At 53.1% G+C, this 25,597-nt stretch carries 21 protein-coding genes and 1 pseudogene; 16 read left to right on the top strand and 6 right to left on the bottom strand.

The annotated features are described in order from the left end of the window. Positions 1 to 2 precede the first annotated feature (2 nt). Positions 3 to 1,586 (bottom strand): spore germination protein, encoded by a 1,584-nt coding sequence (locus AC0LWF_RS19090; RefSeq protein ID WP_474653129.1) that lies wholly within the window; start codon positions 1,584 to 1,586, stop codon positions 3 to 5. Between the two features lie 110 nt (positions 1,587 to 1,696). On the opposite strand from AC0LWF_RS19090, the gene AC0LWF_RS19085 reads away from it, so the two are divergent. The 3 genes from AC0LWF_RS19085 (at position 1,697) to AC0LWF_RS19075 (ending at position 5,201) form a co-directional block, all read left to right on the top strand. After that, a complete protein-coding gene (locus tag AC0LWF_RS19085; RefSeq protein ID WP_474653128.1) occupies positions 1,697 to 1,918 on the top strand; it encodes a hypothetical protein in 222 nt (73 codons plus the stop codon). 590 nt (positions 1,919 to 2,508) lie between these two features. After that, positions 2,509 to 4,701, top strand: a complete 2,193-nt coding sequence (locus AC0LWF_RS19080; protein WP_474653127.1) for an ABC transporter ATP-binding protein — start codon at positions 2,509 to 2,511, stop codon at positions 4,699 to 4,701. Beyond that, complete coding sequence (locus tag AC0LWF_RS19075) at positions 4,701 to 5,201, top strand: DUF1854 domain-containing protein (protein ID WP_474653126.1); 501 nt, start codon at positions 4,701 to 4,703, stop codon at positions 5,199 to 5,201. Before AC0LWF_RS19080 ends, AC0LWF_RS19075 begins: the two co-directional genes overlap by 1 nt. A gap of 180 nt (positions 5,202 to 5,381) precedes the next feature. On the opposite strand, the gene AC0LWF_RS19070 is transcribed toward AC0LWF_RS19075, so the two are convergent. After that, entirely contained in the window at positions 5,382 to 6,113 is a 732-nt protein-coding gene (locus tag AC0LWF_RS19070) for an HAD family hydrolase (RefSeq protein ID WP_474653125.1), read from the bottom strand. A gap of 184 nt (positions 6,114 to 6,297) precedes the next feature. Next, positions 6,298 to 7,511 (bottom strand): annotated as a pseudogene (locus AC0LWF_RS19065) (glycoside hydrolase family 43 protein). A 196-nt stretch (positions 7,512 to 7,707) separates the two neighbouring features. Here AC0LWF_RS19065 and AC0LWF_RS19060 point away from each other — a divergent pair. The 12 genes from AC0LWF_RS19060 (at position 7,708) to AC0LWF_RS19005 (ending at position 22,194) form a co-directional block, all read left to right on the top strand. Continuing rightward, positions 7,708 to 9,036, top strand: coding sequence for an ABC transporter substrate-binding protein (locus tag AC0LWF_RS19060; protein WP_474653124.1), 1,329 nt, complete (start codon positions 7,708 to 7,710; stop codon positions 9,034 to 9,036). 70 nt (positions 9,037 to 9,106) lie between these two features. Beyond that, positions 9,107 to 10,009, top strand: a complete 903-nt coding sequence (locus AC0LWF_RS19055; RefSeq protein ID WP_474653123.1) for a carbohydrate ABC transporter permease — start codon at positions 9,107 to 9,109, stop codon at positions 10,007 to 10,009. Further along, complete coding sequence (locus AC0LWF_RS19050; RefSeq protein ID WP_474653122.1) at positions 10,002 to 10,835, top strand: carbohydrate ABC transporter permease; 834 nt, start codon at positions 10,002 to 10,004, stop codon at positions 10,833 to 10,835. The genes AC0LWF_RS19055 and AC0LWF_RS19050 overlap by 8 nt, the downstream gene beginning before the upstream one ends. A 26-nt stretch (positions 10,836 to 10,861) precedes the next feature. Beyond that, complete coding sequence (locus AC0LWF_RS19045) at positions 10,862 to 12,652, top strand: family 43 glycosylhydrolase (protein ID WP_474653121.1); 1,791 nt, start codon at positions 10,862 to 10,864, stop codon at positions 12,650 to 12,652. 19 nt (positions 12,653 to 12,671) lie between these two features. Continuing rightward, positions 12,672 to 14,021 (top strand): ABC transporter substrate-binding protein, encoded by a 1,350-nt coding sequence (locus AC0LWF_RS19040; RefSeq protein ID WP_474653120.1) that lies wholly within the window; start codon positions 12,672 to 12,674, stop codon positions 14,019 to 14,021. Positions 14,022 to 14,035: 14 nt separating this feature from the next. After that, on the top strand, positions 14,036 to 15,799 hold the full coding sequence (locus AC0LWF_RS19035; RefSeq protein WP_474653119.1) for a sensor histidine kinase: 1,764 nt from the start codon (positions 14,036 to 14,038) through the stop codon (positions 15,797 to 15,799). Positions 15,800 to 15,832: 33 nt separating this feature from the next. Continuing rightward, entirely contained in the window at positions 15,833 to 17,461 is a 1,629-nt protein-coding gene (locus AC0LWF_RS19030; protein ID WP_474653118.1) for a response regulator transcription factor, read from the top strand. 42 nt (positions 17,462 to 17,503) lie between these two features. Continuing rightward, positions 17,504 to 19,270 (top strand): glycoside hydrolase family 2 protein, encoded by a 1,767-nt coding sequence (locus AC0LWF_RS19025; RefSeq protein ID WP_474653117.1) that lies wholly within the window; start codon positions 17,504 to 17,506, stop codon positions 19,268 to 19,270. A gap of 12 nt (positions 19,271 to 19,282) precedes the next feature. Then, the gene (locus tag AC0LWF_RS19020) at positions 19,283 to 19,906 is read left to right on the top strand and encodes a polysaccharide deacetylase family protein (RefSeq protein ID WP_474653116.1); all 624 of its coding nucleotides are present in this window, start codon (positions 19,283 to 19,285) and stop codon (positions 19,904 to 19,906) included. Between the two features lie 265 nt (positions 19,907 to 20,171). Next, a complete protein-coding gene (locus AC0LWF_RS19015; protein WP_474653115.1) occupies positions 20,172 to 20,810 on the top strand; it encodes a D-sedoheptulose-7-phosphate isomerase in 639 nt (212 codons plus the stop codon). Beyond that, a complete protein-coding gene (locus AC0LWF_RS19010) occupies positions 20,804 to 21,787 on the top strand; it encodes an ROK family protein (protein ID WP_474653114.1) in 984 nt (327 codons plus the stop codon). Before AC0LWF_RS19015 ends, AC0LWF_RS19010 begins: the two co-directional genes overlap by 7 nt. A gap of 41 nt (positions 21,788 to 21,828) precedes the next feature. Then, on the top strand, positions 21,829 to 22,194 hold the full coding sequence (locus tag AC0LWF_RS19005; RefSeq protein ID WP_474653113.1) for an MmcQ/YjbR family DNA-binding protein: 366 nt from the start codon (positions 21,829 to 21,831) through the stop codon (positions 22,192 to 22,194). 459 nt (positions 22,195 to 22,653) lie between these two features. On the opposite strand, the gene AC0LWF_RS19000 is transcribed toward AC0LWF_RS19005, so the two are convergent. Further along, complete coding sequence (locus AC0LWF_RS19000) at positions 22,654 to 24,048, bottom strand: phosphotransferase family protein (RefSeq protein WP_474653112.1); 1,395 nt, start codon at positions 24,046 to 24,048, stop codon at positions 22,654 to 22,656. 81 nt (positions 24,049 to 24,129) lie between these two features. Next, positions 24,130 to 24,618 (bottom strand): hypothetical protein, encoded by a 489-nt coding sequence (locus AC0LWF_RS18995; protein ID WP_474653111.1) that lies wholly within the window; start codon positions 24,616 to 24,618, stop codon positions 24,130 to 24,132. A 205-nt stretch (positions 24,619 to 24,823) separates the two neighbouring features. Between AC0LWF_RS18995 and AC0LWF_RS18990 the strand changes: the two genes are divergently transcribed. After that, a complete protein-coding gene (locus AC0LWF_RS18990) occupies positions 24,824 to 24,961 on the top strand; it encodes a hypothetical protein (protein WP_177182772.1) in 138 nt (45 codons plus the stop codon). A 120-nt stretch (positions 24,962 to 25,081) separates the two neighbouring features. Here the strand turns inward: AC0LWF_RS18990 and AC0LWF_RS18985 are convergent, their stop codons facing one another. Further along, positions 25,082 to 25,552, bottom strand: coding sequence for a hypothetical protein (locus AC0LWF_RS18985; RefSeq protein ID WP_474653110.1), 471 nt, complete (start codon positions 25,550 to 25,552; stop codon positions 25,082 to 25,084). Positions 25,553 to 25,597: the final 45 nt, after the last annotated feature.

Raw genomic sequence — 25,597 nt, 5'->3', positions numbered from 1 at the left:
ACTCAACCTCCCTTAGGTGTTGGCTTGGGCATTTGGTGTTCACCTAGCCGCTGCGTATCTTGAGCAAAATCCGGTCGCTCATTCATCATCCAGATTGGAAACCGCAGCAGCATATCGCGCTGATCCGACGGACGGAACGGGCTTGCCGGGGCCAAATACGATTCGCCGAAGGAGCGGATCGACAGCGCATGCAGCAGCAGGACGAAGAACACCGTCGCGAAGCCGAGCAAGCCGAGCACGCCGGAGGCGATGAGAAGCGGGAACCGGAAGATGCGCAGCGCGAGCGACGAGGAGTAGCTCGGGATGGCGAAGGACGAAATTTCCGTTATCGCGATGACGATGACCATGAAGGGGGAGACGAGCCCCGCTTGCACGGCTGCCTGTCCGATAATGAGCGAGCCTACGATGCTGACCGCCTGCCCGATTGGCTTCGGCATTCGCAGGCCGGCCTCGCGCATGAGCTCGAAAGCGATCTCTAGCATTAACGCTTCCAGCAGCACCGGGAACGGTACCACCTCGCGACCGGAGGCAATCGTCAGCGCGAGCGCGGTCGGAATCATCTCGTGGTGGAACGAGACGAGCATAACGTAGATGGACGGCAGCACGAGACTGATAATGAGCGCGAGATACCGCACAAAGCGGAAGAACGAACCGACCCAGTAGCGGTTATAGTAGTCGTCCGGCGCTTGAATGAACTGCCAGAAGAAGGTCGGCACGATAAGCACGACCGGCGTATTGTCGATGAAGATGGCGACTCTGCCTTCGAGCAGCGCAGAAGCGACTTTGTCCGGCCGCTCCGTGCTCTGGATCGTATTGAACGGAGACAACGGGGCATCTTCAATGAGCTCCTCAATATAGCCGCTCTCGAGAATCGCATCGATTTTAATGCCGCTCAGCCGTCTTTTGACCTCGTCGACAAGTCCTACCTTCACAATGTCCTTGATGTAAGCGATATTGATGTCTGTCTGCGAACGTGTACCGATGACCATCGAGTCCAATCGCAGCTGCGGATCCTTGATGCGCCTGCGCACATGCGCCGTATTGGTACGGATGCTCTCGGTGAAGCCGTCTCGCGGACCGCGAACGTTATTTTCCGAAGAAGGCTCTTCGATGCTTCGGTCTTTCCAGCCCTTGGAGCTGACGATAATCGCTTCCTCCATCCCTTCAACGAGGAGAAGCGTATCGCCGGACACGATAGCGGCAATGCCGTCTCGCATCCCGGTCGTTGTCTTCGCTGAAGCGTTCACGAGCAGTGTCGTCCGAAGGTCCTCTGCCGTCGGGATCGCGGCAGGATCGCGATGCAGATCTTCGCCGAACACGATGAGCGCCTTCAGAATCGCTTCGACAATGAGCGTATCCGCCAGCCCATCCACAAAACAGCAGACGCCGGGATAATGCGGATTGCCGCATAACCGGAACTCTCGCTGCTGCACATCAGCGCTCTTCCCGAGCAAGGCATCAATAATTGCGATATTATCGGCAAGCGTCGACGTAAAAGAGGTGTTCAGCTGCTCCTCCTGCACGGCCTGTGCTGTACGTACTGCTCGGTCGGTCTGCTCCTTCTGCTCTGCTTTGTTTGCGGACATGTTCGTCTCCATCCTTTCTCCTGCCTGGTATAGACGAGAACCCGTCTGCTTACAATAACAACTGCATTTATGCGAGTTATGACAGAAAAGGGTAAAGGAGCCAGGCCGGCATGGATTTCTATCATTCTTGGATCTATCAGAACGTGTTCAATACGGAATGGTTTATGTGGATCGTCGTTTTCCTCATTCTGGGCATTAACATTATCGCGCCGCTGATCGTCTGGTACTTCATTACAGGGAAGAAGCTTCTCAAGCAATATTTGGCGCATAAGAAGCAGAATCAGCAGCCGGAGCAGCAGCAGAGCCCGAAGCGGCCGCAACCGCAAGCGTAATCGTAATCGTAATCGTAACCGCAGGCATAAAATCGTAACCCGCAACCGCCGCAGCGTCCGAGTCAACAGTAAAACCGAAGCTGCCGCCGCAGCGCTCTGGGACTGGAAATGTGTCGCAGGAAGAACATTCCAACCTTGGAGGCAGAAGGTAGCTTCCCCGAAAATGGCTTGTTTTATGCGAAATAATGAGGGTCCAAGCGAGCATGAGCTTGCTTGGGCTTTTTTGCTGTGCGAGGGGTTGCTGCTCTAACGAATCGTAGTGATCTTATTGAGGCGAAAATAGTGCTCAGAAAAATGTAACGGGCTCCAGCAGCGCTATTTAGCTCATTTTAGGGCAATTGAGGCTGGTTTGTGGTGAATAGCGCCGCTAGGATTCGCTAGAATTCGAAAAGGAGCGAAATCGGGCAAATAGTATTTGTAGGATTCGTTAGGCGGATTTCAACGAAAAATATTTTGGGTAAAGTTTACAATTTAAGCAGGATATATTATGATAATGGCGAACATATATTCGTATGTGGCAGAAGGGGATAAGGGAGTTTAATCGTTTTTTAGTCTGCCGATAACAAGCGATTGAAGAATGGGAGGAAACCATGTCGATCCAGAATCAGCTTCCGGAAGCGCTGCGGAAGCAATTAACGGCTGAACTGTTGTTCAGCGGGAAGACCGATCTCTTAGAGGATGGGCGTTTCGGGGAGCAGTGGCTGGCCATTACGGAGCAAGCAATCACGGTATGGCAGAAGGACGGCTCGCAATTGCTTCAGCTGGCAGTATCTGCGCTGAAAGATGCGCGCGCGGTCAGTGCAGTCGGCGGCGGTACGTTGGTTGCTGATACGAACAAAGGACCTGTCGTCATAGCGCGTTATACGGCAGCGTTATCGCCGATATTTGGCTTCGCTGCGAAGCTGCTCGGCGCACTTGCCAAAGGGGAAGACCGCCCTGTTGTCTCGGAGCGGGAGCAGCCTCGCAACTGCCATAGCTGCGGCAATCCGTTATCGGAAGGTACGCAGGTATGCCAATTCTGCAAAGATAATTCGAAGGTAGCGGCGCGGATGCTTCGTTACACGAAACCGTATAAGCTGCAGATGGTGGCTGCAGCTGGCCTATTGATAACGACAACGCTTGTCGAGCTGGTACCGCCTTATCTAACGAAAGTCATTATCGACGATGTGCTCGGGCCGAAGGATCTTGGCTCCACGCTGCTGCTTGTCGTACTTGGACTTGGTGCAACCATGCTACTCATGGCAATGATGCAGACGATTCGCAGCTTGATCGGCGTCTGGGTTGGCTCCAAGCTGATGGGCGATCTGCGCAAGGACGTTTACAGCTCGCTCATGCGGCTCTCGCTCGCATTTTTTGATCGCAGGCAGACGAGCCAATTCATTGGCAGGGTGAATAACGATTCCGAGGCGATGCGGCAGTTCATGACGGATGGCGTCGTGTTCATATCGGCGGAGCTGCTGAAGATTATTGCTATCTTTGTTATTATGTTTGGACTTGATTGGCAGCTGACACTGTTCGCGATACTTCCCGTACCGGTTATGGTTGCATTGTCGATGACGATATGGCCCAAGATCGGGCGGCGCTGGTATCAGCAATGGCGTTCCATATTCCGGCTTAACACGCTTGTCGGAGACTCGCTGCAAGGCATTCGCGTCGTGAAGGCATTCGGCCGTGAGCGTGATGAGCTATCTCGCTATGCGGAAGCGAATAAAGAAGTCGTACAGCGGAATATCCGCATGGAAGGGCTCTGGTCGTTTATGTTTCCAGCCTTCGCTTTTATTGCGGGGCTTGGTACGCTTCTGATCTGGTATAACGGCGGCGTCAAGGTGCTGCATGACAATATGCAGCTCGGCGTGCTGATGGCGCTTATCGCTTACCTCGGTATGCTCTTCGGTCCGCTTCAGTGGGTCAGCCAGATGATTAACTGGGCTAGCCATGCGATGGCGGCTGCACACAGAGTATTCGAGATTATGGATACACCATCCGACGTGCCGGATGTACAGAATCCGGTGTCGCTCGGTGTTATTAAAGGCGAGGTCGAATTCGAGGATGTAACCTACGGATACGAGAGACATCATCCTGTCCTTAAAGGAGTGAATCTGACCGTTCAGGCAGGCGAGATGGTCGGCTTGGTCGGCCATTCCGGCGCTGGCAAGTCGACGTTCATCAACTTGATCTGCCGCTTCTATGACACCGATGAAGGCGCGATTCGGATTGACGGCACCGACCTGCGCAGCATCAGTCAGACTGACCTGCGCAAGCAGATCGGCGTCGTGCTGCAGGAGACGTTCCTGTTCGACGGCACGATTGCAGAGAACATTGCATACTCCAAACCTGATGCAACACCACTTGAGATTATGCGTGCAGCGAAGATTGCGAATGCGCATGACTTCATCGTTCGGCTGCCGGACGGCTATGATACGCGAGTAGGTGAGCGCGGCCATAAACTCTCCGGCGGGGAGAAGCAGCGGGTAGCTATTGCCCGCGCGATCATTCACGATCCGCGCATTCTTATTCTGGATGAAGCGACCGCATCCGTGGATACCGAGACTGAGCGCCAAATTCAAGAAGCGATCTCGCGTCTAGTCAAGGGCCGAACGACGTTCGCTATCGCGCACCGTCTGTCCACGCTTCGCAATGCAGACCGGCTCGTCGTGCTTGAGCGAGGCAAGATCGTGGAGGTCGGCACGCATGAGCAGCTTCTCGACAAAGAAGACGGTGTATACCGCAAACTCGTGGATGCGCAGCGTGAGCTGTCCAAGATTAAGGGGGTTGAAGGTTAATGGAGACAGATAAGTATGATATCCGGCTTTTCTCGCCGGATGATGTCTACTTCAGCCGCGGTCCGGGCGGAGTGTTTCAAGGAATCGTGGACGGCCAGACGTATGAGGAGCTTGAAGTATACCGCGCGTTCCCGTTCCTCTATGCGACGGAGTATATCTCGATTCGCAATACAAAGGGCGAGGAGCTAGGCATCGTTGCTGACGTGAAGGAGCTGCATGAAGAAAGTGGTGTGGAGCTTGCGAAGGAGCTCCAGCTGCGCTACTTTATGCCGCGCGTTACGCGAGTGGAGAGCGTGAAGAACAAATCGGATCTATGGATCTGGGAGCTGCAGACGCATCTTGGCGAGACGCGAATTGTAATGCGCAATCTGCATGAGTTTATGCAGTATCCGGGTGAGGGGCGTGTGGTGCTCACGGACATTAGCGGCAAACGCTGCGAAATTGCCGATTGGCGGCAGTTGGATGCGCACAGCCGCAAGCAGCTCGAAGAAGTATTGTAAGTCGAGAGATAGAGGCGTTCGTAGGCGAGCAATGTGAGCCTTCGAACGCCTTTTAGTCGTGTATCGGAAGCAGCGCGCTTATTCCTATTCCGAACTAAAAGTGACGGGAGGAGGTATAAGCAAACGCAGCCAGTCGCGGCTGCGTGTTTATTTTACCCCTTATCTACCAAGGTTGAATATCTACTCTTCGAGAAGAGCGCGAAGCTCGCTCACAACTCCAATCGTCCGGAACGGAGCTGGTTTTTCATGCGCATCTTGCCGATTTGCTCCGCTTGGGTTGACCCAGATACCCCGAATACCGAGCTGCTGGGGGGCGATGATTTCCCATTCGTAATTGTCGCCAACCATCCAGGCTTCGTCGGCGCGGACGTCAAGCTGCTTCAGTGCATGCTGATAGATGCTATGGTGGGGTTTGCCATGGCCGAACTCTTCTTCAATGAGAATACAGTCGAAGTAGGGGGCAAGCTTGAACCGGTTGATTTTGTCACGCTGGCCGGCTGCGCTGCCATTGGTGAGCAGGGCGAGCTTGATGCCAAGCGACCGCAGGTGTACAAGCAGCTCAATTGCATCTGGATGAAGCGTAATCGCTTGATTGCGCGCAGAGCCGTAATCGATTGCAATGCGCTCCGCTGCGAGGAGGGATGCGCCGGGAAGATTGATTTTATCGAAGACTGCCCCGATAATCGAGGTTCTCGCCTTGTCCAGATTAAGTCGTCCGATCAGATGCCTGTCGGGATCACTCCAATGCCATCTTGCTTCTGACTTGATGCGGGCAATCAACTCGTCCAGTTCATGCGGGTTAAGCTGCAGATGGTTACTGCATGCGACTTGCCAGCAACGATCGAGGTCGAGGCCGTGCTCAAAGGCGATGAGCGTATCGTCTAGATCGAACAAAATCGCTTTCGGCTGCATGGGGCTCACTCCTTCTAATGGATGAAACTACCAATTTATTATACTCGGTAAATGTTCCTTCGTTAAGGTGGTTGAATAAACATAGTCAAGAAGAAAACGCAGCCGAATCGCGGCTGCGTTTTTATGAGGTGTTATGTAGATCGGTGCCAAGGCAAGTTACAGGGCTCAGAGAGGGGAAACCCGCCTAAGCCGGGAAAATATCAAAACAATCCAGTTTCCCCATAGCCGTTCCCCTTGGCGAAACGGACCGTATTCCAGCCAGCATTCAGCGTAATCCGCTTCGTGGATGTGCCCCAGTTCTCCCAGCCTTTGTTCGCGATATAGAAGTTGCTTGCGACTGCACATAGCTCGCTGCCGTGTCGAGATGGCCGGCTTTATTGCCGCCGGAGCCGTTCGGGCTGCCGGATGCATAAGCGGCGCCTGCGAATGTGCCTTCTTCACCTTCGTAGCGGGTACGGACAGAATCGCCCGAAGGAATCGCAATAGATGCATTCGGCGCAGCAGGGGAGCCTAGATTCGGCGTGTTATCCGCGTTCCAAGTGAACTTCTGCGCGCGGATTTCCCGGTTCCAGCCGGGGCCTGCGTACTTCGCTGTATGGTAGACGATCCAATCCTCGGTGCCATCCGGAGACTTGGTGAAGGCGTGGTGTCCCGGACCGTACAAGCCGTTGCCGGATTGGAAGATCGGCTGGCTGCGTTTGGTCCATGAGGAAGCACTTAGCAGATTGCTCGAAGTGCTTGCTGTAATAAGGCCAAGGCAGTAGCCGTCCGTCCAGCTGCCGCTTGCGGAATAAACGAGGCTAATGACGCCGCTGCGAACGATCACTTGCGGACCTTCGTTCACCGCCGGGGACGTATTCGTCTCCCAGCTATTCACAGGTCTTGCAATCTCGGTCCGCGCGGAATCAATCGTCCACGGATTGCTCATATGCGCGATATAGAGAATTTGCCGCACATTCGTCGTGCTCTCCCAGCCGGACCAAATAAAGTAGAGGCTGCCGCTAACGTTCAGCACCGTGCCGTCAATCGCCCAGCGGTTCGTAGAATCCGTAATTTGACCTTTGTTCACCCAAGTGCCGGTCATCGGGTCGGCGGAGCTGTTCTCCAGCACATACATCCGGTGATTGTCGTTATTGCCATCGTCCTTCGCATAATAGATGTACCACTTGCTATTTATATAGTGGATTTCCGGTGCCCACACGTTGCAGCAGCCGGTGCTGATGACGCTTTGTGTACCCGCATCTACGCCTGTAATCGACTTCGACTTCCAAAGCGTGACGTCCCGCCGGTTGTTTTCGTGAAATAATAATAGCCATCTGTGTGCTTATAAACCCAAGGATCTGTCCTCAGCATTGTGGTAAGCGCTTGCACAAATGAGTTGATCACGCCGCCGCGCATCCGAATAGGTCATATCTATAGCATTCACGGACATATTTTTGCACGTTTGCAACTAAACATCATAGCCTATCCACTCATCCAAAAATATGTCCAATTCATCCAAAGGGATGTCATTTTTTCCGCCTGTCGATCCCATTAATATGAGGTTCAGGAAGATGATTCGTCTTTCAACCTATCGACCAGGGGGAACAAGAGGATGAGAAGATCGATTAAGAGATTTGGCACGCTTTTCCTAATGTTGAATATTACAGCGGTAGTCATGGCCGGTTGTGGCGGTGGCGACAATAACAGCGGTAACAGCAACACGGCATCGGCAGGCAATACAGATACAGCGGCAACGAATGCAGAAGCAAACAACAAGCCTGCCGAAACGAAAGGCGAGCCGACTGAGTTTCTGTTCTGGACGCCATTCTCCGGCGCTGACGGCACCTTCATGAAGAAGATCGTTGAGAATTACAACGCCGCTCAAGATCAATATAAAATCAAATTCGTCATTCAACCGAACGGCGAATATTACAAGCAGCTCGATGTCGCGCTCAGCACGGGCAAGGAACGCCCGGACCTGATGATTATGCACGTGGATCAAATCCCGACTTACGTAAGCAAAGGCCAGCTGCAGCCGCTCGACGACATTGCCTCCAAGACAGGCATCAACAAGACGGACTATGTAGAAGCGCCTGTTCAGTACTCGACCATCGAGAACAAATGGTACGGCATCCCGCTCGATATTCATCCGCTCGTCATGTACTACAACAAAGACTTGTTCGAGAAGGCTGGCATTACAGCGCCACCGACGAACCGTGAAGAATTCGACTCCGCCGTTGAGAAGCTGACTGACAAAGGCAAAGGTCAATACGGATATGTTGTGCCGACGCTATGGCCGCAACAGTTCATTTTCCCAACGCTTGTTTGGCAAAATGGCGGCGATCTGTGGAATGGCAGCGATGTTTCGTACAACTCGCCTGAAGCGGTTGAGATGGTGCAGTGGATGCGCGGCTTGGTGGATAAAGGCTTCTCGCCAGGAAACGTGCAGCAAGACGGCGAGAACACGCTGTTCCTGCAAGGCAAGAACGCGATTCAGTTCAACGGTCCTTGGATGAAGAGCCAGTTCGACGAAGCAGGCCTTAACTATGGCATCGCACCTGTACCGCAAATCGGCAAAGCGAAGCAAGCGGTATTCGCCGGCTCCCATAACTTCGCCATTCCGAAGGATGTTACCGACGCGAAAGTGCTTGACGGTATCGGCGACTTCTTGAAATATGTCGCATCGAACTCCCTCGATTGGGCAAAGTCCGGCCAAGCGCTTGCAGCGAAGCCCATGCTGGAAAGCGCGGACTTCAAAGCGCTGCCGCAAAGCTCGATCGCAGACAGCTTCTCGTATGTCCAATTCGCGCCGAACGTATTGAACTGGGGCAAAATCTCCGATCCGATCTGGGGTGAGCTAAGCAGTGCGCTGCTCGGCAAGAAAGATCCGCAGAAAGCGCTTGACGATGCAGTAGCGAAATCCAAGCAGGCGATGAAATAAACGATCATGAAAAGGGAGACGGGAACAACATGATTCCCGTCTTTCCTTATCTTTGCAGGAGGGGTACATAATGAAAGCAACGTGGCAATCCCGGCTTAGCTCATCTCTATTCGCATTGCCTTACACGATCTGTTTCGCGCTGTTTATGCTGTTCCCGATTGGCTACGGCGTGTATATCAGCTTGCATAATTTCGAACTGCTGTCCGATGAGCATAAATTTGTCGGCTTCAGCAACTACGCCGAAATCTTCACGTTCGGCTCTTATCTTAACGCGCAGTTCTTCCACGGCTTATGGAATACCGTTCAATTCGTGCTCTATTCCGTTCCGCTCTTAATGCTCGTAGGCCTTGGACTGGCGCTGCTCGTTAATCGCCTGCCAGACCGCATTCGCGGCTTGTTCCGCACCGTCTACTTTATGCCCTTCGCCATCTCCGCTTCTGTCATGGCGGTCATCTGGCTCATGATGTTCGATACTAACGCCGGCCTCATTAATAGTCTGCTTCAGAAGTTCGAGATCGCGCCGGTTCCATGGCTGACCGACTTGCCATGGGCCTGGCTCTCGCTCGTATCGACTACGATTTGGTGGACCGTCGGCTTCAATATGGTTATTTTCATTAATGCGCTTAACGAAGTGCCGGAGGATTATTATGAAGCAGCTTCGATTGACGGCGCGAATGCGTGGCAGCAATTCACGGGCATTACGCTGCCGACGATTCGTCCGGTCATGCTGTTCGTGCTCATTACGTCGACCATTGCATCGTTTAACATTTTTGCACAGCCATTCTTGTTAACGCGCGGTGGTCCTGGGGACAGCACGAAGGTGCTGCTGATGAATGTGCTTGATGAAGCGTTCAAGGGCAAGTCGATCGGTTCCGCTTCGGCGATGGCCATCGTCATGGCGGTATCCATTATGCTCATCTCGCTTGTGCAATACCGTCTCGCGTATGCAGGAAAGGAGCAACAAGATGCGTAAATCGAAGTCCTTCGCACTGTCGATACTCGCCATTCTGCTAGCGGTTATTTTCATATTGCCGCTCGTATGGATGGTTTCTACCTCATTGAAAAATGATTTTGAAGCGCTGTCCGGCCAGATGAATTTTATTCCGAAGAAGCTGACCTGGGACAACTATCGCCAAGGCTTGAATGGCGAGCTGATGAACGTGCCGATTATTCGCTGGATTACGAACTCGCTGTTCTCTGGCGTCGCGGGCACGGCCATTGTCCTCATTATTGATTCGATGGCTGCGTATGCACTGGCACGGCTGAAGGATCTGCCATTCCGCAAAACGCTGTTCGCGATGTTCATCGCCTCGCTCATGATTCCAGGCATTCTGACGTTCCTGCCGATGTATATGGAGTTCAACTCGTTTGGCTTCATTAATACATACTACGCGCTTATTTTGCCGTATTCGGGCGGGGCGTTCGGCGTCTTCCTGCTCTTCCAGTTCTATAAGTCGTTCCCGAGAGAAATCGAAGAGGCGGCGCGTATCGACGGGGCGAACAAATGGCGCATCTATGCAAGCATCCTTGTTCCATCGTCCGTTCCGGTGCTCGTCACGCTCGGCATCTTCACGTTCATGGGCATTTATAACGATTTCGTCTGGCCGCTCTATGTCACCACTTCGCCGGAGATGCGCACCATTACGGCAGGTATTTCCTTGATGGCACAGGGCAGCTATACGCAGTCCTATGGCAAGCTTATGGCGATGACGGTTATTGCGACACTTCCGGTACTGCTCGTATTTATTGTCGGCCAGCGTTCTTTCGTTAAGGCAGTTACGCAATCCGGCATTAAATAGTAGAGTAGAAGAGGGAGGGGATATCAGTGAAGAAACTCGGCAAGCGAACAAGCGCCCTGCTCGCCTCAGCCTGCTTGCTGGTTATAGCAATTGTAGGAATTTGGATAGGGAGTGATCGGATGGACAAAGGGACAGCGAATGAGCCTGTCGTTTATAATGGACACGGAGGCACGTTCAAGAATACGCTCGCGGAGATGGATACGCCGGACCCGAGCGTTGTTTATAAAGATGGCTATTATTATATGACGTTTACGCATAATGGCGCTGATGTGATGGTCATGAAGTCGAGAACGCTGGACTTCCGCCAGGCGCAGAGCAAGACAGTCTGGTATCCGCCGCTTGATACGGCATATTCGGCGAATCTATGGGCACCTGAAATTCAGTATATTCAGGGCAAGTGGTATATCTATTTTGCCGCGGATGACGGCTTAAACGAGAATCACCGCATGTATGTATTGGAAGCGGATACAGAAGACCCGATGGGCGATTACGCGTTCAAAGGTCAAGTGAAGGACGAGACGAACAAATGGGCGATCGACGGCCTTGCGATGGAGCATGAAGGGAAGCTGTACTTCGTCTGGTCCGGCTGGGAAGGCGATGTGAACGTGCAGCAGAACACGTACATTGCGCCGATGAGCGATCCGCTGACGATCAGTGGTCCACGCGTTCTGCTCAATGAGCCGACGCTCGATTGGGAGCAGGCCGGAGGTCCGCCTTACATTAACGAGGGGCAGTCCATTCTGCGAAGCAAGAAGGATGGACGTCTGTTCATCGTCTACTCGGGAGCGGGCAGCTGGACGCCGTTCTACAGTCTCGGATTGCTGGCGCTCGAACCGGGAACAGACCCGCTCGTAGCGGCCAATTGGAAGAAGTCCGAGCAGCCGCTGCTGCAGATGAATGAGCAGGCTGGCGTGTTCGGGCCAGGGCATAACTCATTCGTCACTTCGCCAGACGGAACAGAGGACTGGATCGTTTACCACGCTACGACTGGCAGTTCAGACGGCTGGAACAACCGAAAAGCAAGAGCGCAGCGAGTGAGCTGGAACGAGGCAGGCATGCCTGAGTTCGGCAAGCCGCTATCGCTGGATACTGCGATTGTTGCGCCTGCGGGAGCGGGAGTCATTAAGGCGGAGCAAGCGAGAAAAGCAGGAGAGCGGCTGGAGTTCGATGGCATTCCTGCGAAGTTTGATACGGAAGTGCCGCTGCTTATTCATTATCGCAATACGGGCGGAGATTCGCTGTCAGTGGATCTATTGGTGAACGGCGACAAGATGGCAGCGCCTGTCGAGCTGGCACCAACGAAGGCAGAGCAGACCGGATATGTGTATACGCAAGCTGCGCTGCTGCAATCGGACAACAATGTCATTTCGCTGCCTGCTGCACGAGCAGGACTGGAAATAGCGGCAATTGAAATCCCGCGCTATGAAGCAGAGAATGCGGGGGCAGAAGGGAAAGCGGAAGCTGAAGAAAATCCGTTCGCGTCCGGCTGGGGAGTCGCGAAGCTTGCGCCGAGCGGCGAAGGTGACGATGCTGGCGATGCCAAGTCCGCATCCGCTGTACAGTTCACGAATATTGCTGTACCTGAGAAGAGCGACTATACCTTGCGAATTGCGGCTTCGAACTCAGGCGAGCAAGCGGTTCAATTGAAGATTACGATTGACGGCGACAAGACGAAGACGGTGGAAGTGGGCAAGACGGATCGGAATGTGTTCGTTCCGGTAGATGTCACTGTGAGCTTGAAGGCAGGCGTTCACACGATCAAGATCGAGGCGGTATCTGGCAATCCAAGCATTGACTACATAGACATTACGGGTTGATAGACGGAGGTATGCGAAGGTGCAGGGCAACAAGGGACATGCAGCAAGTGGGTTCAATCGCGGTAACGGCAGCTGGTCTCAGCTGACAGCGATCATAGCGCTAATAGCCATCCTCAGCGGTTTGCTCAGCGGCTGTAGAGACAACAATAGATCCGAGACAAAGGTACAGCCAAACAGGGATGCCGCCATTCGAATCGACTATTGGACTCCGTTTAGCGGTGGAGACAATCAGTTTATGACTGCGATGGTCAATCGCTTCAATAAGGAGCAGTCGGGCATTCAAGTCGTGCAGACCAACTCGCGGCTGGATGACTATTACTCGCGCCTTCGTACTGCAATTCTGGCCGGAAACGCGCCGGATGTTGCAATTGTTCATACGACCAGCATGCCTCAGTTTGTCCAGAACGGCTACATCGAGGACCTGACAGCACCTGCGGAGGAGACCGGGCTCGATTGGAAACAGTTCAATCCGAATATTCTCGCTTCCACCGTGTATGACGGGCATTCCTACGCGGTACCTCTCGATACGCACGCACTTGTCATGTATTACAACAAAGCATTTCTGCAGCAGGCAGGTCTCTTGGATGCTTCGGACAAGCCGATCATTGGCAAAGGGAGCGAAGGCTTCCACGCTTTCTTGCAACAGATTAAGAAATCCGTGCCGTCAGATGTAGCGCCGCTTGCTGAGCCAAGCACTCGTATCGATTCGGTTTGGCTCTGGTGGAGCTTGTACAACCAGATGAAGGGCGGCGGCGCGATGTATAGCGAAGACGGCACCAAGGCTGCCTTCGATAATCCGCAGGCGCTGCAAGCGCTAAAGTTTATTCATCGGCTGAATACGGAAGGCTTGATTCCGCCGAATATTAACGATTCATTCAAGCTGTTCTCGGACGGCAAGGCGGCGGTGCTCTTCCTCGGCATGTGGGCGACAGGCGCGCTGGAGCATGTGAGAGGGCTTGAATTTGGCGTGATTCCGGTTCCGAAGCTGTATGATCTGCCGTCTGCATGGGGCGATTCCCATACCCTTGCCATTCCGAAGAAAGGCGATATGCCTGCGGAGAAACGCAAGGCGATCATGACGTTTGCCAAGTGGATGGTCGAGCATGGCGAGATGTGGGCGGAAGCAGGCCATGTGCCCAGCATGACCAAGGTCGTGAAGGATAAGGCGTTTAACGAACTTAAATACCGGAGCGACTATGCTGCGGTTGCCAACTATGTTGCTTACTGGCCCCGCAACGTCAAGCAATGGTCGATCATAGAAATACTTATAGGGGAATTTGAACGAATGAATTACAAACAGCAGTCGCCTGAGCAAACGCTCCGCAAAGCAACGGACAAAGTAAACGCGGCGCTGCGTACGAACTCATGAGCTGGCTGCGGAGTTTGCCACGGTGGTTCAGAAATCAGGGGCTTGCACGCAAGCTGATTCTCGTCAACTTCATCCTTGTCGTCATGCCGTTGTCGGCTATGGGCCTCTACTCGTTCGCACGCTTTCAGGGCACGATGGAAACGAATGTCGGCAGCTACCAGCTGCAAACGATCAAGCAAGTGACGCTCAATATCGACACGTATATGAATGAGCTGAACCGGCTCACGCTATCTCCGTATAGTTATAAGGAAATTCTCGACTATATCGGCTCGGCGCGAACGACAGGGCAGCCGCTTACGCTTGACGAAATTTCACACTTAAACAATTTTGTATCGAAAATCTTCATCAATGGCCGCGTCGACATTATGGGCGTATCGCTGTATGGAGAGAAAGGCGCTTCATACGTCGTCATGCCCGACAGCCAATATATGACGACATATATGCTGGACGAGAGCACCGAATGGCTAAAGCAGACCAAGTCGCAATTCGGCCAGCCGACTTTTATAACGACGCATGAAATTCAATCGACGAGCGGCACCAAATATAACGTCTTCTCGATTGCCCGCGAGCTGAGAAGCTTCGATACGGGCAAGACGATCGGCTATATTGTCATCGATATAGATCCGAACTCGGTGCGCAATATTTTGAAGCAAGTGAGTCTGGGCGAGAAGGAAGCGTTGAAGATCATTAATGCAAGCGGCGGTACGGTCATCGAACAGAATGGCTCGAAGCTAACGGCGGACTGGGGCCAGCTGCAAGGAGAAGGCGTCGCCCATGTGGATGGCTCCGGCAAATCCGGCAATTTGCTGGTCGCTTATGTCACTTCGCCTGTAACCGGATGGACGACACTAAGCGCCGTGCCGGTTCGCGCGCTTATGAAGGATAGCGTCGTCGTCCGTAACTCCATGTCAGTGGCAATGGTTGTCTGCATCGGCCTTGCGATGCTCTTGTCCGTGTTTATTGCTTTCCGGATGGCCAATCCGCTGCGCAAGCTGAGCCGCTTGATGCGCAAGGTCGAACAAGGGGAGCTTCAGGTCATGTTCCCGGTTACGGCAAGCGATGAGGTTGGTCAGCTGGGCAACGCTTTTAATACGATGGTATCGAAGCTGAGCGAGCTTGGCTACTTGCTGTATGAGACGGAGATTCGGGAGAAGGATGCCCAGATTGCTGCGCTGCAGAGCAAGATTAATCCGCATTTTCTATATAACACGTTAGGTTCTATCAGCATGTTCGCGGAGCTTGAGAATAACCGTGAAATCGTAACGATGGCGAATAACCTGAGCCGGTTGCTCCGCTATAGTCTTAGCAGCCGTAAAGAAACGGTGACGCTGCGAGATGAGCTTGAGCATGTCGCTGGCTATATGAGCATTCAGAAAATCCGCTATGAAGAGCGGATTCAATACGAACAACAGATTGATCAAGAAGCGCTGGACTGCAACGTCATTCCGCTCATGATCCAGCCGATCGTGGAGAATGCGATCAATCATGGACTGGACAAAGGCGTCGGTACGGGACGAATCCGGGTCAGTGGTTTCACCCAAGATGGCAGACTTACGATCATAATCGAGGATGACGGGATTGGCCTGACGCATGACGAGCTGGAGATGCTGAAGGAGCGGCTGTATACGTCCAAAGAACTTGGCGGCAAGAGCGGCAACGGGCTGCTCAACGTGCATCGCCGTATCGTGCTGCATTATGGCGAGCCGTTCGGTATCCAACTGGAGAGCATGCCTTATCAAGGACTTCGAGTGACCCTTTCGCTTCCTGTTCTAAAATAATGCATCTTAGTTAAGAGGGGAGGACGATCGAGGATGCCCAAACTAGTCATTGTGGACGATGAAACGGTATTCCGCAGAGGACTGCGTGCCATGATTGCTGCGAAGGAGGGCGACTTTGAAGTCGTCGGCGACGCGCGGGACGGCTTCGAGGCACTGGAGATGCTGGAGCAGCTGCGGCCTGACATCGTGCTGACGGATATTCGGATGCCTCGCATGGACGGCATTCAGCTGCAAAATATTTTGCGCGACCGTTTCCCTACCATGCTGTGTGTGGTCATCAGTGGTTACGACGACTTCTCCTATGTGCAGCAATCGCTGCGTCACGGCGCAATCGACTATCTCATGAAGCCGGTTGAGCGGGCAGAGCTGTTCCGGGTACTGGACAGGCTGCAGGAGAAGCTAAGATTAACGGCAACGCACAAGCCTTCCGCCGCCGCTGCGGATGAGCGACAGGACGACTATCAGGCGCGCCGCCATGCCGGCGACCAGCTGGTAGCAGGTCTGAATCGCAATCAAGTGGGGCAGCAGGATCTTGATGTGCTCGCCCGAATCGGCATTCAGTTTGACGATCCCTATTATGCGAGCTTAGTCATTAAGCTCGATAAGCAATCTATCGACAGCGAACGTTACAGCAGCTCTGACCCATCCTTGTTTCAGCTCTATATTCAGCAGTTTGTTCAGGAGATACTAGACAATCGGTGCAAAGGATTCAGCTTCGTCTACTCCGAATCGGAGGTCGTCGCCTTCATAAATTTGCCTGATTCCGACGGCTCCCGCACGAAGCTGCTTGAAGTGGCGGAATCCATATGCAGGCAGATCAAGTCGCTCTCGAACATGACGGTTACCATCGGTGTCGGCCGTCCAGTGAAGGGGTTCGAGCTTGTACCGATTACATTCGGCGAAGCTTCGATCGCACTGCTCTACCGGCTTGTTGTCGGCGGAGACAAGGTGCTCGAATATGAGCATACATCGAAGGACAATCATATCAAATTAAGCATGAAGAAGTGGAAATGGGAAGCGCTGGAGCAGGCCATCAATGGCGGTAGAACGGATGAAATCGATGCTTGTGTCGAAGCGGCTATCGCTGATTTATGCAGCCAAGCGCAGACGCCGGAAACTGTCCATCAGCATATATGCAAGCTGTTTATCCATTACTATGAGTTGTCGGAAGACCTTGGCATCGCCAGAAGTTGGCTCGGTACACAGGATATTCGGACACTCATCATTGAAGTATGCGCCATGTCATCGCAGGATGAGCTGATCGTGCACTGCAAAGATTTATTCAGCCGATTAACGGCGAGCATTGCTACCGGGCAGCAGCATGTGGAACGCGATCCGATTCAGAAAGCGATCCGCTATCTGGATCGACATTACGCTGAGCCGATAACACTGAAGGAAGTCGCCGATCATGTATTCTTGAACACCGCATACTTCAGCACGTTGTTCAAGCAGAAGACGGGCAGCACGTTCGTGGAGCATCTGTCGGGGATTCGTATCGAAGAAGCGAGGCGCAGGCTGCTCCTGACCGAAGAGAAAGTGACGAGCATTGCAGAGCAGACCGGATTCGCGAATATCCGTCATTTCAACCGTGTATTCAAGTCCGAGACTGGGATGACGCCTAAAGATTATCGAGACCAAAACAATCCAATACTCAAAATATGAGCCTCAAATCATAAACGCCGAACTAATGGAGGGTTTCTTCGTATGACAAACACGCCAAGATTGGATTATCCGCGTCCGCAGTTTGCTCGTGAACTGTGGGAGAGCTTGAATGGGGAATGGGAATTCGAATTCGACGATGAACGCATCGGTCAGAAGGAGCACTGGTTCAGCGGGAAGCGAGCTTTATCGAAGCGGATTCAAGTTCCGTTCGCATTCCAAAGCAAGCTGAGCCGCATTGCAGATCCTTCGTTTCATGATTGTGTCTGGTATCGCAAGAGGCTTGAGGTTCCAGCAGTATTCGCCGGCCTGAGAACGATTCTGCACTTCGGCGCCGTCGATTACGAGGCAACGGTGTGGGTCAATGGACATTTTGCCGTTCGCCACGAAGGCGGCCATACGCCGTTCCATGCGGACATTACCGATTATCTGCAAGCGGATGAAAACTGGATCGTCGTGCAGGCGATAGATTATAGCGAGGACATCACGCTGCCTCGCGGCAAGCAGTATTGGCTGAACGATTCCGCGTCCATCTTCTACACGAGAACGACAGGCATCTGGCAGTCGGTCTGGCTGGAAGCGGTATCGGCGGTTCGCTTGGAGCGGGTGCGTATGACCCCTGACGTAGATCGCAATGAGGTTGTCATTCGCTCTTTCCTGACAGGCTGGGACTCTTCGCAGCAACTACAGCTGCGAGTTACCATTACAGCGGATGGCAAGCAGGTTGCGGATGATCAGTACTCCCTCTTCGCCGAACACGAGTCGAGAACGATTAAGCTTCGCGACTTCAATGAGCACGGGCTTGGGCGGCTGTGGTCGCCAGAGCATCCGAATCTTTATGATGTCTCGTTCACGCTGCTTCGGGATGGGGAGCCGGTCGACCTTGTGGAGAGTTATTTTGGCCTGCGTAAAGTATCGGTGGAGAATGGAAAGCTCTGTTTGAACAACCGCCCTTACTATATGAAGCTGGTACTGGATCAAGGTTACTTCCCTGATGGCAACCTGACGCCGCCGTCCGATGAGGCGATTAAAGAGGACGTGCTGCTAACGAAGGCGATGGGCTTCAACGGAGCGCGGAAGCATCAGAAGGTTGAAGATCCCCGTTATCTGTACTGGTGCGACAAGCTGGGGCTGGTCGTCTGGGGTGAGATGGCAAATGCGTACGACTATTCGGAGAAGTATGCGGAGCGGTTCGCGAAAGAATGGCAGGAAGCGGTTGAGCGCGACTACAACCATCCTTCCATCGTCGCTTGGGTGCCGCTTAATGAAAGCTGGGGCGTGCCGAATATTCAGATTGATGTTCAGCAGCAGCAGCATGCGCTTGCGATGTACTACTTGACGAAGTCGATTGATGCGACGAGACCTGTCGTCTCGAATGACGGCTGGGAGCTCGTCAAGACCGATCTGTTCAACATTCACGATTATGAGTGGAGAAGCGAAGTGTTGCAGGATAGATACTCGTGCGTGGAGAAAGCAGTAAGTGCGATGCCGGCGAACCGGCAACTGAGCGTAGGCGGCTTCAAGTACGAAGGCCAGCCGATTCTCGTGACCGAGTTTGGCGGAATCGCCTTCAAGAAGAGCGACTGGGAAGGCTGGGGCTACTCCGGCGCATCAACAGACGAGGAATTTTTGGAGCGCCTCCACAATGTCATTCAGCCAATGCTCCAATCGCCTGTCGTGCAAGGATATTGCTATACGCAGCTAACGGACGTTGAGCAGGAGATTAACGGTCTCGTGACCTACGATCGGAAGCCGAAAGTGCCGGTCGAGTTCATTAAGGCGATTAATGATGGCACTTATTCACCGAAATAAGGAGTGATCTTCATGAAGGCAGCAGCGACGATCTACAATGAAGTACAGACGGAGGAGAAGCTTCTGGCGTTCACGTTCGACGACGGGCCTAACCCGGAATGGACGCCGCAGTTCCTCGATACGTTCAAGCAGTATGGCGGGAAGGCAACCTTCTACGTTCAGGGTACGAATATGGAAAAGTATCCGGAGATTGCAAGGCGCATCGTCCTGGAAGGGCATGAACTAGGCAACCATAGCTACTCGCATCCGCGTCTACCGGAGCTTGACCGAGAGGGGCAAGTAGAGGAGCTTCAGCGGGCTGAGCAGCTGATCTCTGCGGTAACCGGTATGCGTCCGAATACGTTCCGCCCGCCTTATCTGGCCGTGAACGACGAGCTGCTTGGCGTTGCAGGCGAGTTCGGCTACGCGGTCATTCACGGCGTTAATCTTGAAGCAAATGATTGGGATATGCCCGGCGTCTCGCACATTGTAGATACGACTCGAGCGGTCATGCGAAGCGGGAGCATTCTGCTGTTCCACGACGGATTCGGCGACCGTTCGCAATCGCTCGCTGCCATCTCGATTCTGCTAGAGGAAGCGGCCGCGCAGGGCTATCGGTTTGTTACGGTCAGCGAGCTGCTCGGGCTGAAATCATAGTAATAGTATGACAAACCATGCGGTCAGAAGCTTCTTATGCTCCTGGCCGTTTTTTTGTAAGCCGAAGCTATCGACAAAAGGACAAGAATCGCCTACGATAAATGCAGGATTTTGGAATATACATCCGCCCAAAAGGAGCGACAAAAAAGCCTATGTCTAAGCAGTTCTCTCCACTAAGCAACAAGTTTCCTGTTCTGGTGCAAGGCGTCGACAATAATTCCACTCCATGGCTGCATTGCAGCTCTCTGAAGGAGGAGGCTGCACGATGAACAAGCATCTGGCTGCTCTTCAGCACAATTACCCCGATATTGCCGAGTGCCTCCCTGCCATAGGGCAAGCCTATGAGCTGCTCGAGCACTGTTACCGCGAGGGCGGGCAGCTGCTCGTCGCCGGTAATGGCGGCAGCGCTTCGGATAGCGAGCATATCGTCGGCGAGCTGATGAAGGGTTTCTTGCTGCCGCGCCCTGTGCCGCAGCAGTTCCGAGACACCGTTACGGGGCTGTTCCCCGAGGACGGCGCATTGTTGTGCGATCAGCTGCAGGGGGCACTTCCCGCGCTGTCGCTCGTTAGCCAGAACGCCTTCAATACGGCGTTCGCGAATGATCGGTCGTACGAGACGGCTTTTGCCCAGCAGGTGTACGGATATGGCAGGTCAGGCGACGTCTTCCTCGGCCTCAGCACATCGGGCAATTCACGCAATGTCGTCCATGCCGTGCAGGTCGCCAAGGCGAAAGGGCTTCGGACAATCGCGCTCACCGGCGGTACCGGCGGCAAACTGAAGGAGCTGTGCGATGTCACGATTGTAGTGCCTCACTCCGCGACACCGGCCATTCAAGAGCGGCATCTACCGATCTACCATACGCTTTGCATTATGCTGGAGGAGGCGTTCTTCGGCTCATGCTGACTTTTGCCGGACTTGATATAGGCGGAACCAAGTGTGCGATTACTCTTGGACGCGCTACCGATCACGACATTGACATCATCGCTAAAACATCTTTTCCAACCGCTCCATCTCCTCACGAAACACTTCAACAACTACTTCACGAGCTAGTCAACTTGCTAGAGCAGCACCCTGAAGACAAACAAAGACTGCAAGCCATCGGTATCAGCTGCGGCGGACCGCTGGACAGCACGCGGGGCCTTATTCTCTCCCCTCCGAACTTGCCGAATTGGGACCACATTGATGTCATCACACCGTTTCAACAGCACTTCGGAGTACCCGTCGGACTCCAAAATGACGCCAACGCCTGCGCGCTCGCCGAATGGCAGTGGGGGGCGGGAAGAGGCACGCGCAATATGATCTTCCTCACCTTCGGAACTGGCATGGGAGCGGGGCTTATTCTGGATGGTCGGCTCTATGCGGGGACGAACGACAATGCCGGCGAGGTCGGACATATGCGGCTAGCCGAGGATGGACCAGTCGGGTACAACAAGGCTGGGTCGTTCGAAGGCTTCTGCAGCGGGGGCGGTATTGCGCGGCTGGCGCAGTCGCTTGTAAGTAAGCGATTAGAGGCTGGTGAGCAGCCACCTTCGTTCTACTCGGCGAGCGAGTCGTCGCTGGAAGCGATTACGACGAAAGCCGTGGCGGAAGCAGCGCAGGCCGGTGACCCGGATGCTGTGCGGATTTTTCAGGAAGTAGGGCGTCAGCTCGGACGTGGATTAGCGGTATTAATTGATATTTTGAATCCGCAGAAGGTTGTCATTGGCAGTATTTACGCGCGTCAGCAGGAGCTGCTGCAGCCTTGTATGCTGGAGGAGCTGCGCAAGGAGGCGCTGCCTGGCTCGCTGTCCGTCTGTGAGATCGTCCCGGCTGGGCTCGGCGAACAGGTCGGCGACTATGCCGCGCTGTCGGTCGCAAGGGCGCTGTACTTGAAAGGATAGATGGAGAGGCACGTTATTTTGCCGCAGGGAGGCAGCTGGAGATGTCACATCCAATTGGCATGCAAACGGCTGAGGGAAAGGAAATGCTGAAGCAGGTGCGCCGCATCTGCGAGGCGCTTCCTGAAGCGACCGAGTTCATTGATGGACATGGTCACACGTCGTTTAAAGTAAGATCGAAGACGTTCATTATGATGAGCGACTATGGCTTGAATTTCAAGTCCGATCTGGAGACGCAGGAGATTCTTATCCAGGAGGAGCGATTCTACCGGCCTGCCTACATCGGGCATCGAGGCTGGATCGGCATCCGCGAGCCGAAGGACTGGGCAGAGATGGCGACGCTGTTGAAGGAAGCCTACTTGCGGGCCGCACCGAAGCGGCTGGTGAAGCAGGTGCTGGAGGCGGAGTAAAAGGGGCATGCTCGAAGGAGCGAAGCAAGAGGAGCAAACCTGCCCTTTTGCGCGAGCTGTTGCTGCTGTCACGCGTTGCCTCCAAAGCTTGTCTGTAGCAGGCAGTGACCTATGGTCTCTGCCTTTTTATATCCCGGCCCCAGCTGCGGTTGATCTCAGGTAGCTGTAGCTTACCGCTTGCTACCTACCGCCCCTACCGCCAGTCGCATAGCAGCTCACCCGGCTAACGTACCGTAAACACCTTATTCGTTCAGAAATGGCGCTCAAAAAAATGTAACGAATCTCAGAATCGCTATTCGCCACTTTGGCAGCCGAAAAAGGCTGATTTCGTCGGAATAGCGTGTCTCTGATTCGTTACATTCCAGAAACCAGCTATTTGCGTCGAATAACGCTTCTGGGATTCGTTAGCGACTGTCCGGTAAGCGGGTAGCGTCAAATAGCGTCTACTTACGCCCATCACTAATCCGAATCTGTTTCTCTCGACTGAAGACTGAGCAATGCCTTGCGAAGATAGTATGTTGGTGGACCTAGCTCCCCTCGGGACTTAACCTCGGTGTGATGCAGGATGGACTGGTAGCTCACCGCATGGTATACCGCGTGCACGACCTCGCAGAGTGACCAGAGCTCCAGCAATCGCGGCATTGGCTCGAAGTCGATCCACATTTCCAGATAAGCATCTCGCAGCTGAGTCCGAAGCGCTATATCGCTTTCGCCAAAGATAATAAACATATCCATGAAGGGATGGGCGACACTCGCATCCGTCCAATCTATTAACGTAATTGTTCCATCGTTGATTACGGCATTCCCCATATGTAGATCACCATGAACGAGTGTAGATGGCACTGCATAGGTCGAAATTCGCATGCACATCTCCAGAATGGCAGGCAAATGCCGACGAAGTCTTTCAAGCTCCTCAGGAGCAAACTCAGACACGACAACCTGATCCTCTAGAAGCGGTTTAACAAGAGGAAGGAGCATCGGTGGTCTTCGGTCCGCGCATCCTAGCTCTATTATTTCCTCCGTACGGGTTATCATCTCAAGCTGAATTTTACCGAACGTGCGCAGTAGCTCTATTTTATTCTCCACGGTGTCGCGGCTTAATTTGTCCCCGGCGTCAGCAAGGAGCATCCAGCCCTCGGCTGTCTCAGAAGCCAGAACAATCGGCACATGAGCTGGAAATACTCCCGCCATGTAAGTCAGAAATACAGGCTCATGAGCAAACAGCGGCTGCTTGGCGTTTGTTTTGAAATATACGATTCCGTGTGTGGTTGTGAGCCGGAGCACGCAGGAGAGGCTCCACCACTTGACCTGTTCTGGAGGCGCTGTGAGCTGGATTCCGAGTGCTTGAAGAGAGCTCTCGATCCAAGACATTGCCTTCGTATACCATCCGATAAGCTCCCAAGGCTGGCGGAATTCCGGCACATCCTCGCTTGTCGCCTCTAACAAATAATCTTGAATAACGCCGATATGATGCGGCTGCAATAACGATAGCTCCTCGGAGCTTGTCCATCGTTCATTGTTCTGGAGGGCTCCGAATGAGGAGTCCGTGCTGTCTATTTCGATAAACGCTTCGTTCCCGCCGCTCTGACCAGATAATCGGATCCATACGTAACGGCACGCTATGACGGGCCGTCCGAGAAGTGCGGACATTTCACGCGTTATGAAGCCAAGTGAGGCTTCCGTTTGCTCGGTAACGATTAATGCCGGTAAGCTCCAAGCTTCGCTGTTAGTTTGCCGAACCGTTAGAAGTTGTCCAGTGGAGGGATTGCGGAGCAGTGCGTAAATAACGGATTGTGCTTCATTTTCAGAGGAAATGATTATGGTCAACCTCCCTTTAAGTCGAATGGTAATCATAGTTTACCAAATCCTTCTATGTAAAAGAACGGAGCAAAACCAGCTTCGCTGACAGCTTTGTCCGCAAAGCTGGTTCAGGCCTTAAAATTTAAATATTTTCAGAATCGGCATAATGGATTTTATCATTCCAAAGCCAAAATTCATGATAGGAAATGATTTTCCCATGAATCCCATGATGTTCTCTAAACCTCCAAAGCCTTTCCCTAATCCACCAAAACCTCCGCCAAGTCCGCCTCCGAATCCGCCGCCAAATCCACCTAATCCGCCTAGCGCGCTTCCTCCACCGATGCCCCCGGCACCTTTAAGCAAACCGCCGCCAAGCATTGAGCCGCCTCCAACCATTGACCCTAACATACCGGGCATGAAACTGGACACTTTAGCTTTTCCAGTACGTTTGTTGGAGATCGTTCTTGTCTTCTGCGGAATACTCTGTCCGGACACGAGCAGCTGCCCATTCTCAGCACCGGTGACAAAGCCAACATAAGAGCGGCCGTTCTTTAATTCGATATATACGGGTTGCCCTAACCACTGCTTCGCGCTGGTTCTTGTCATCTTGGATTTTGTAGCCATTCATCATCACCTCTTTTCTACAGGTACTACAATGTATTCGAGCAGCAGCCAGCCGACTGTACGCAATTGCCATCGTAATAATCTTACATTCCTATGTACAAGCCCGAACCATAACGTTTGCATTTCATAATAATAGAATATAAGTCGTTAAGGGGGGATCGCCGTATTGGCAACTCTTTTGAGAAGTTTTCGGGGGAAATTTGTTGTGCTTAAAATGGTTTCCGCGGAAGAAATCGGAGGCCGGATCGTAAAAGTAAACAATGGCATCGTCGTATTAAGGACGATGCTGGGGACGAAGATTTTCATCCCCATTAGTAAAGTCATTGCTGTCATTACAAAATAATTGGAGAGCAAGTGCCGAGAGTATCCCAAAGGGAGATTTCGGCACTTTTTTTGCAGCGCGAGGCAGGCATAATTGAAAACAGCGACCCAGTTTCCCCTGGACCGCTGTCCTGAAACCAAACTAAGTCGTTCCGGCAGAGGCACTGCCGTTGAATACAGCAGGGCCGGAGAGGACCAGGCTGAAAGGGCTGTCTACACCGATGAACAGCACGTACCTTATCTGACCAGTCAAGACGTCAGCTGCCGGAGGGAAATCAGCCGCGGTTATACTGATTGGAAACAAGGATGCAGTCGGTGCGAGATCAAATTGTTCCTCCCAGATTGTCACGCCTGTTCCCGCCGTTCCAACTCCGCCGCGTTCAACAAATAACGAAACGGTGGCGGGCTCAGGAGATTCCGGCGTCGGAGGAGCAAAATCAATGCTTACCGTACCTACTAGCGACACGCGCACGTTAGACGAATTGAGCGGATTCGCAGCAACAACCTGAAGTCCGATATCACCCACCAATAATGGCAAAGTCGATAGCGGCTCCGATCCGCCGAAGCCGTTGTTATGAATGGAGATACGCTCGTCAAGAATTTGAATAGCCATAGTAATCACCTCTTTATCTGTTTATAGCATTCTATGAATGCAAAC

Source organism: Paenibacillus sp. sgz302114, assembly GCF_056120345.1.
This window is presented reverse-complemented; position numbering and strand designations above follow the sequence as displayed.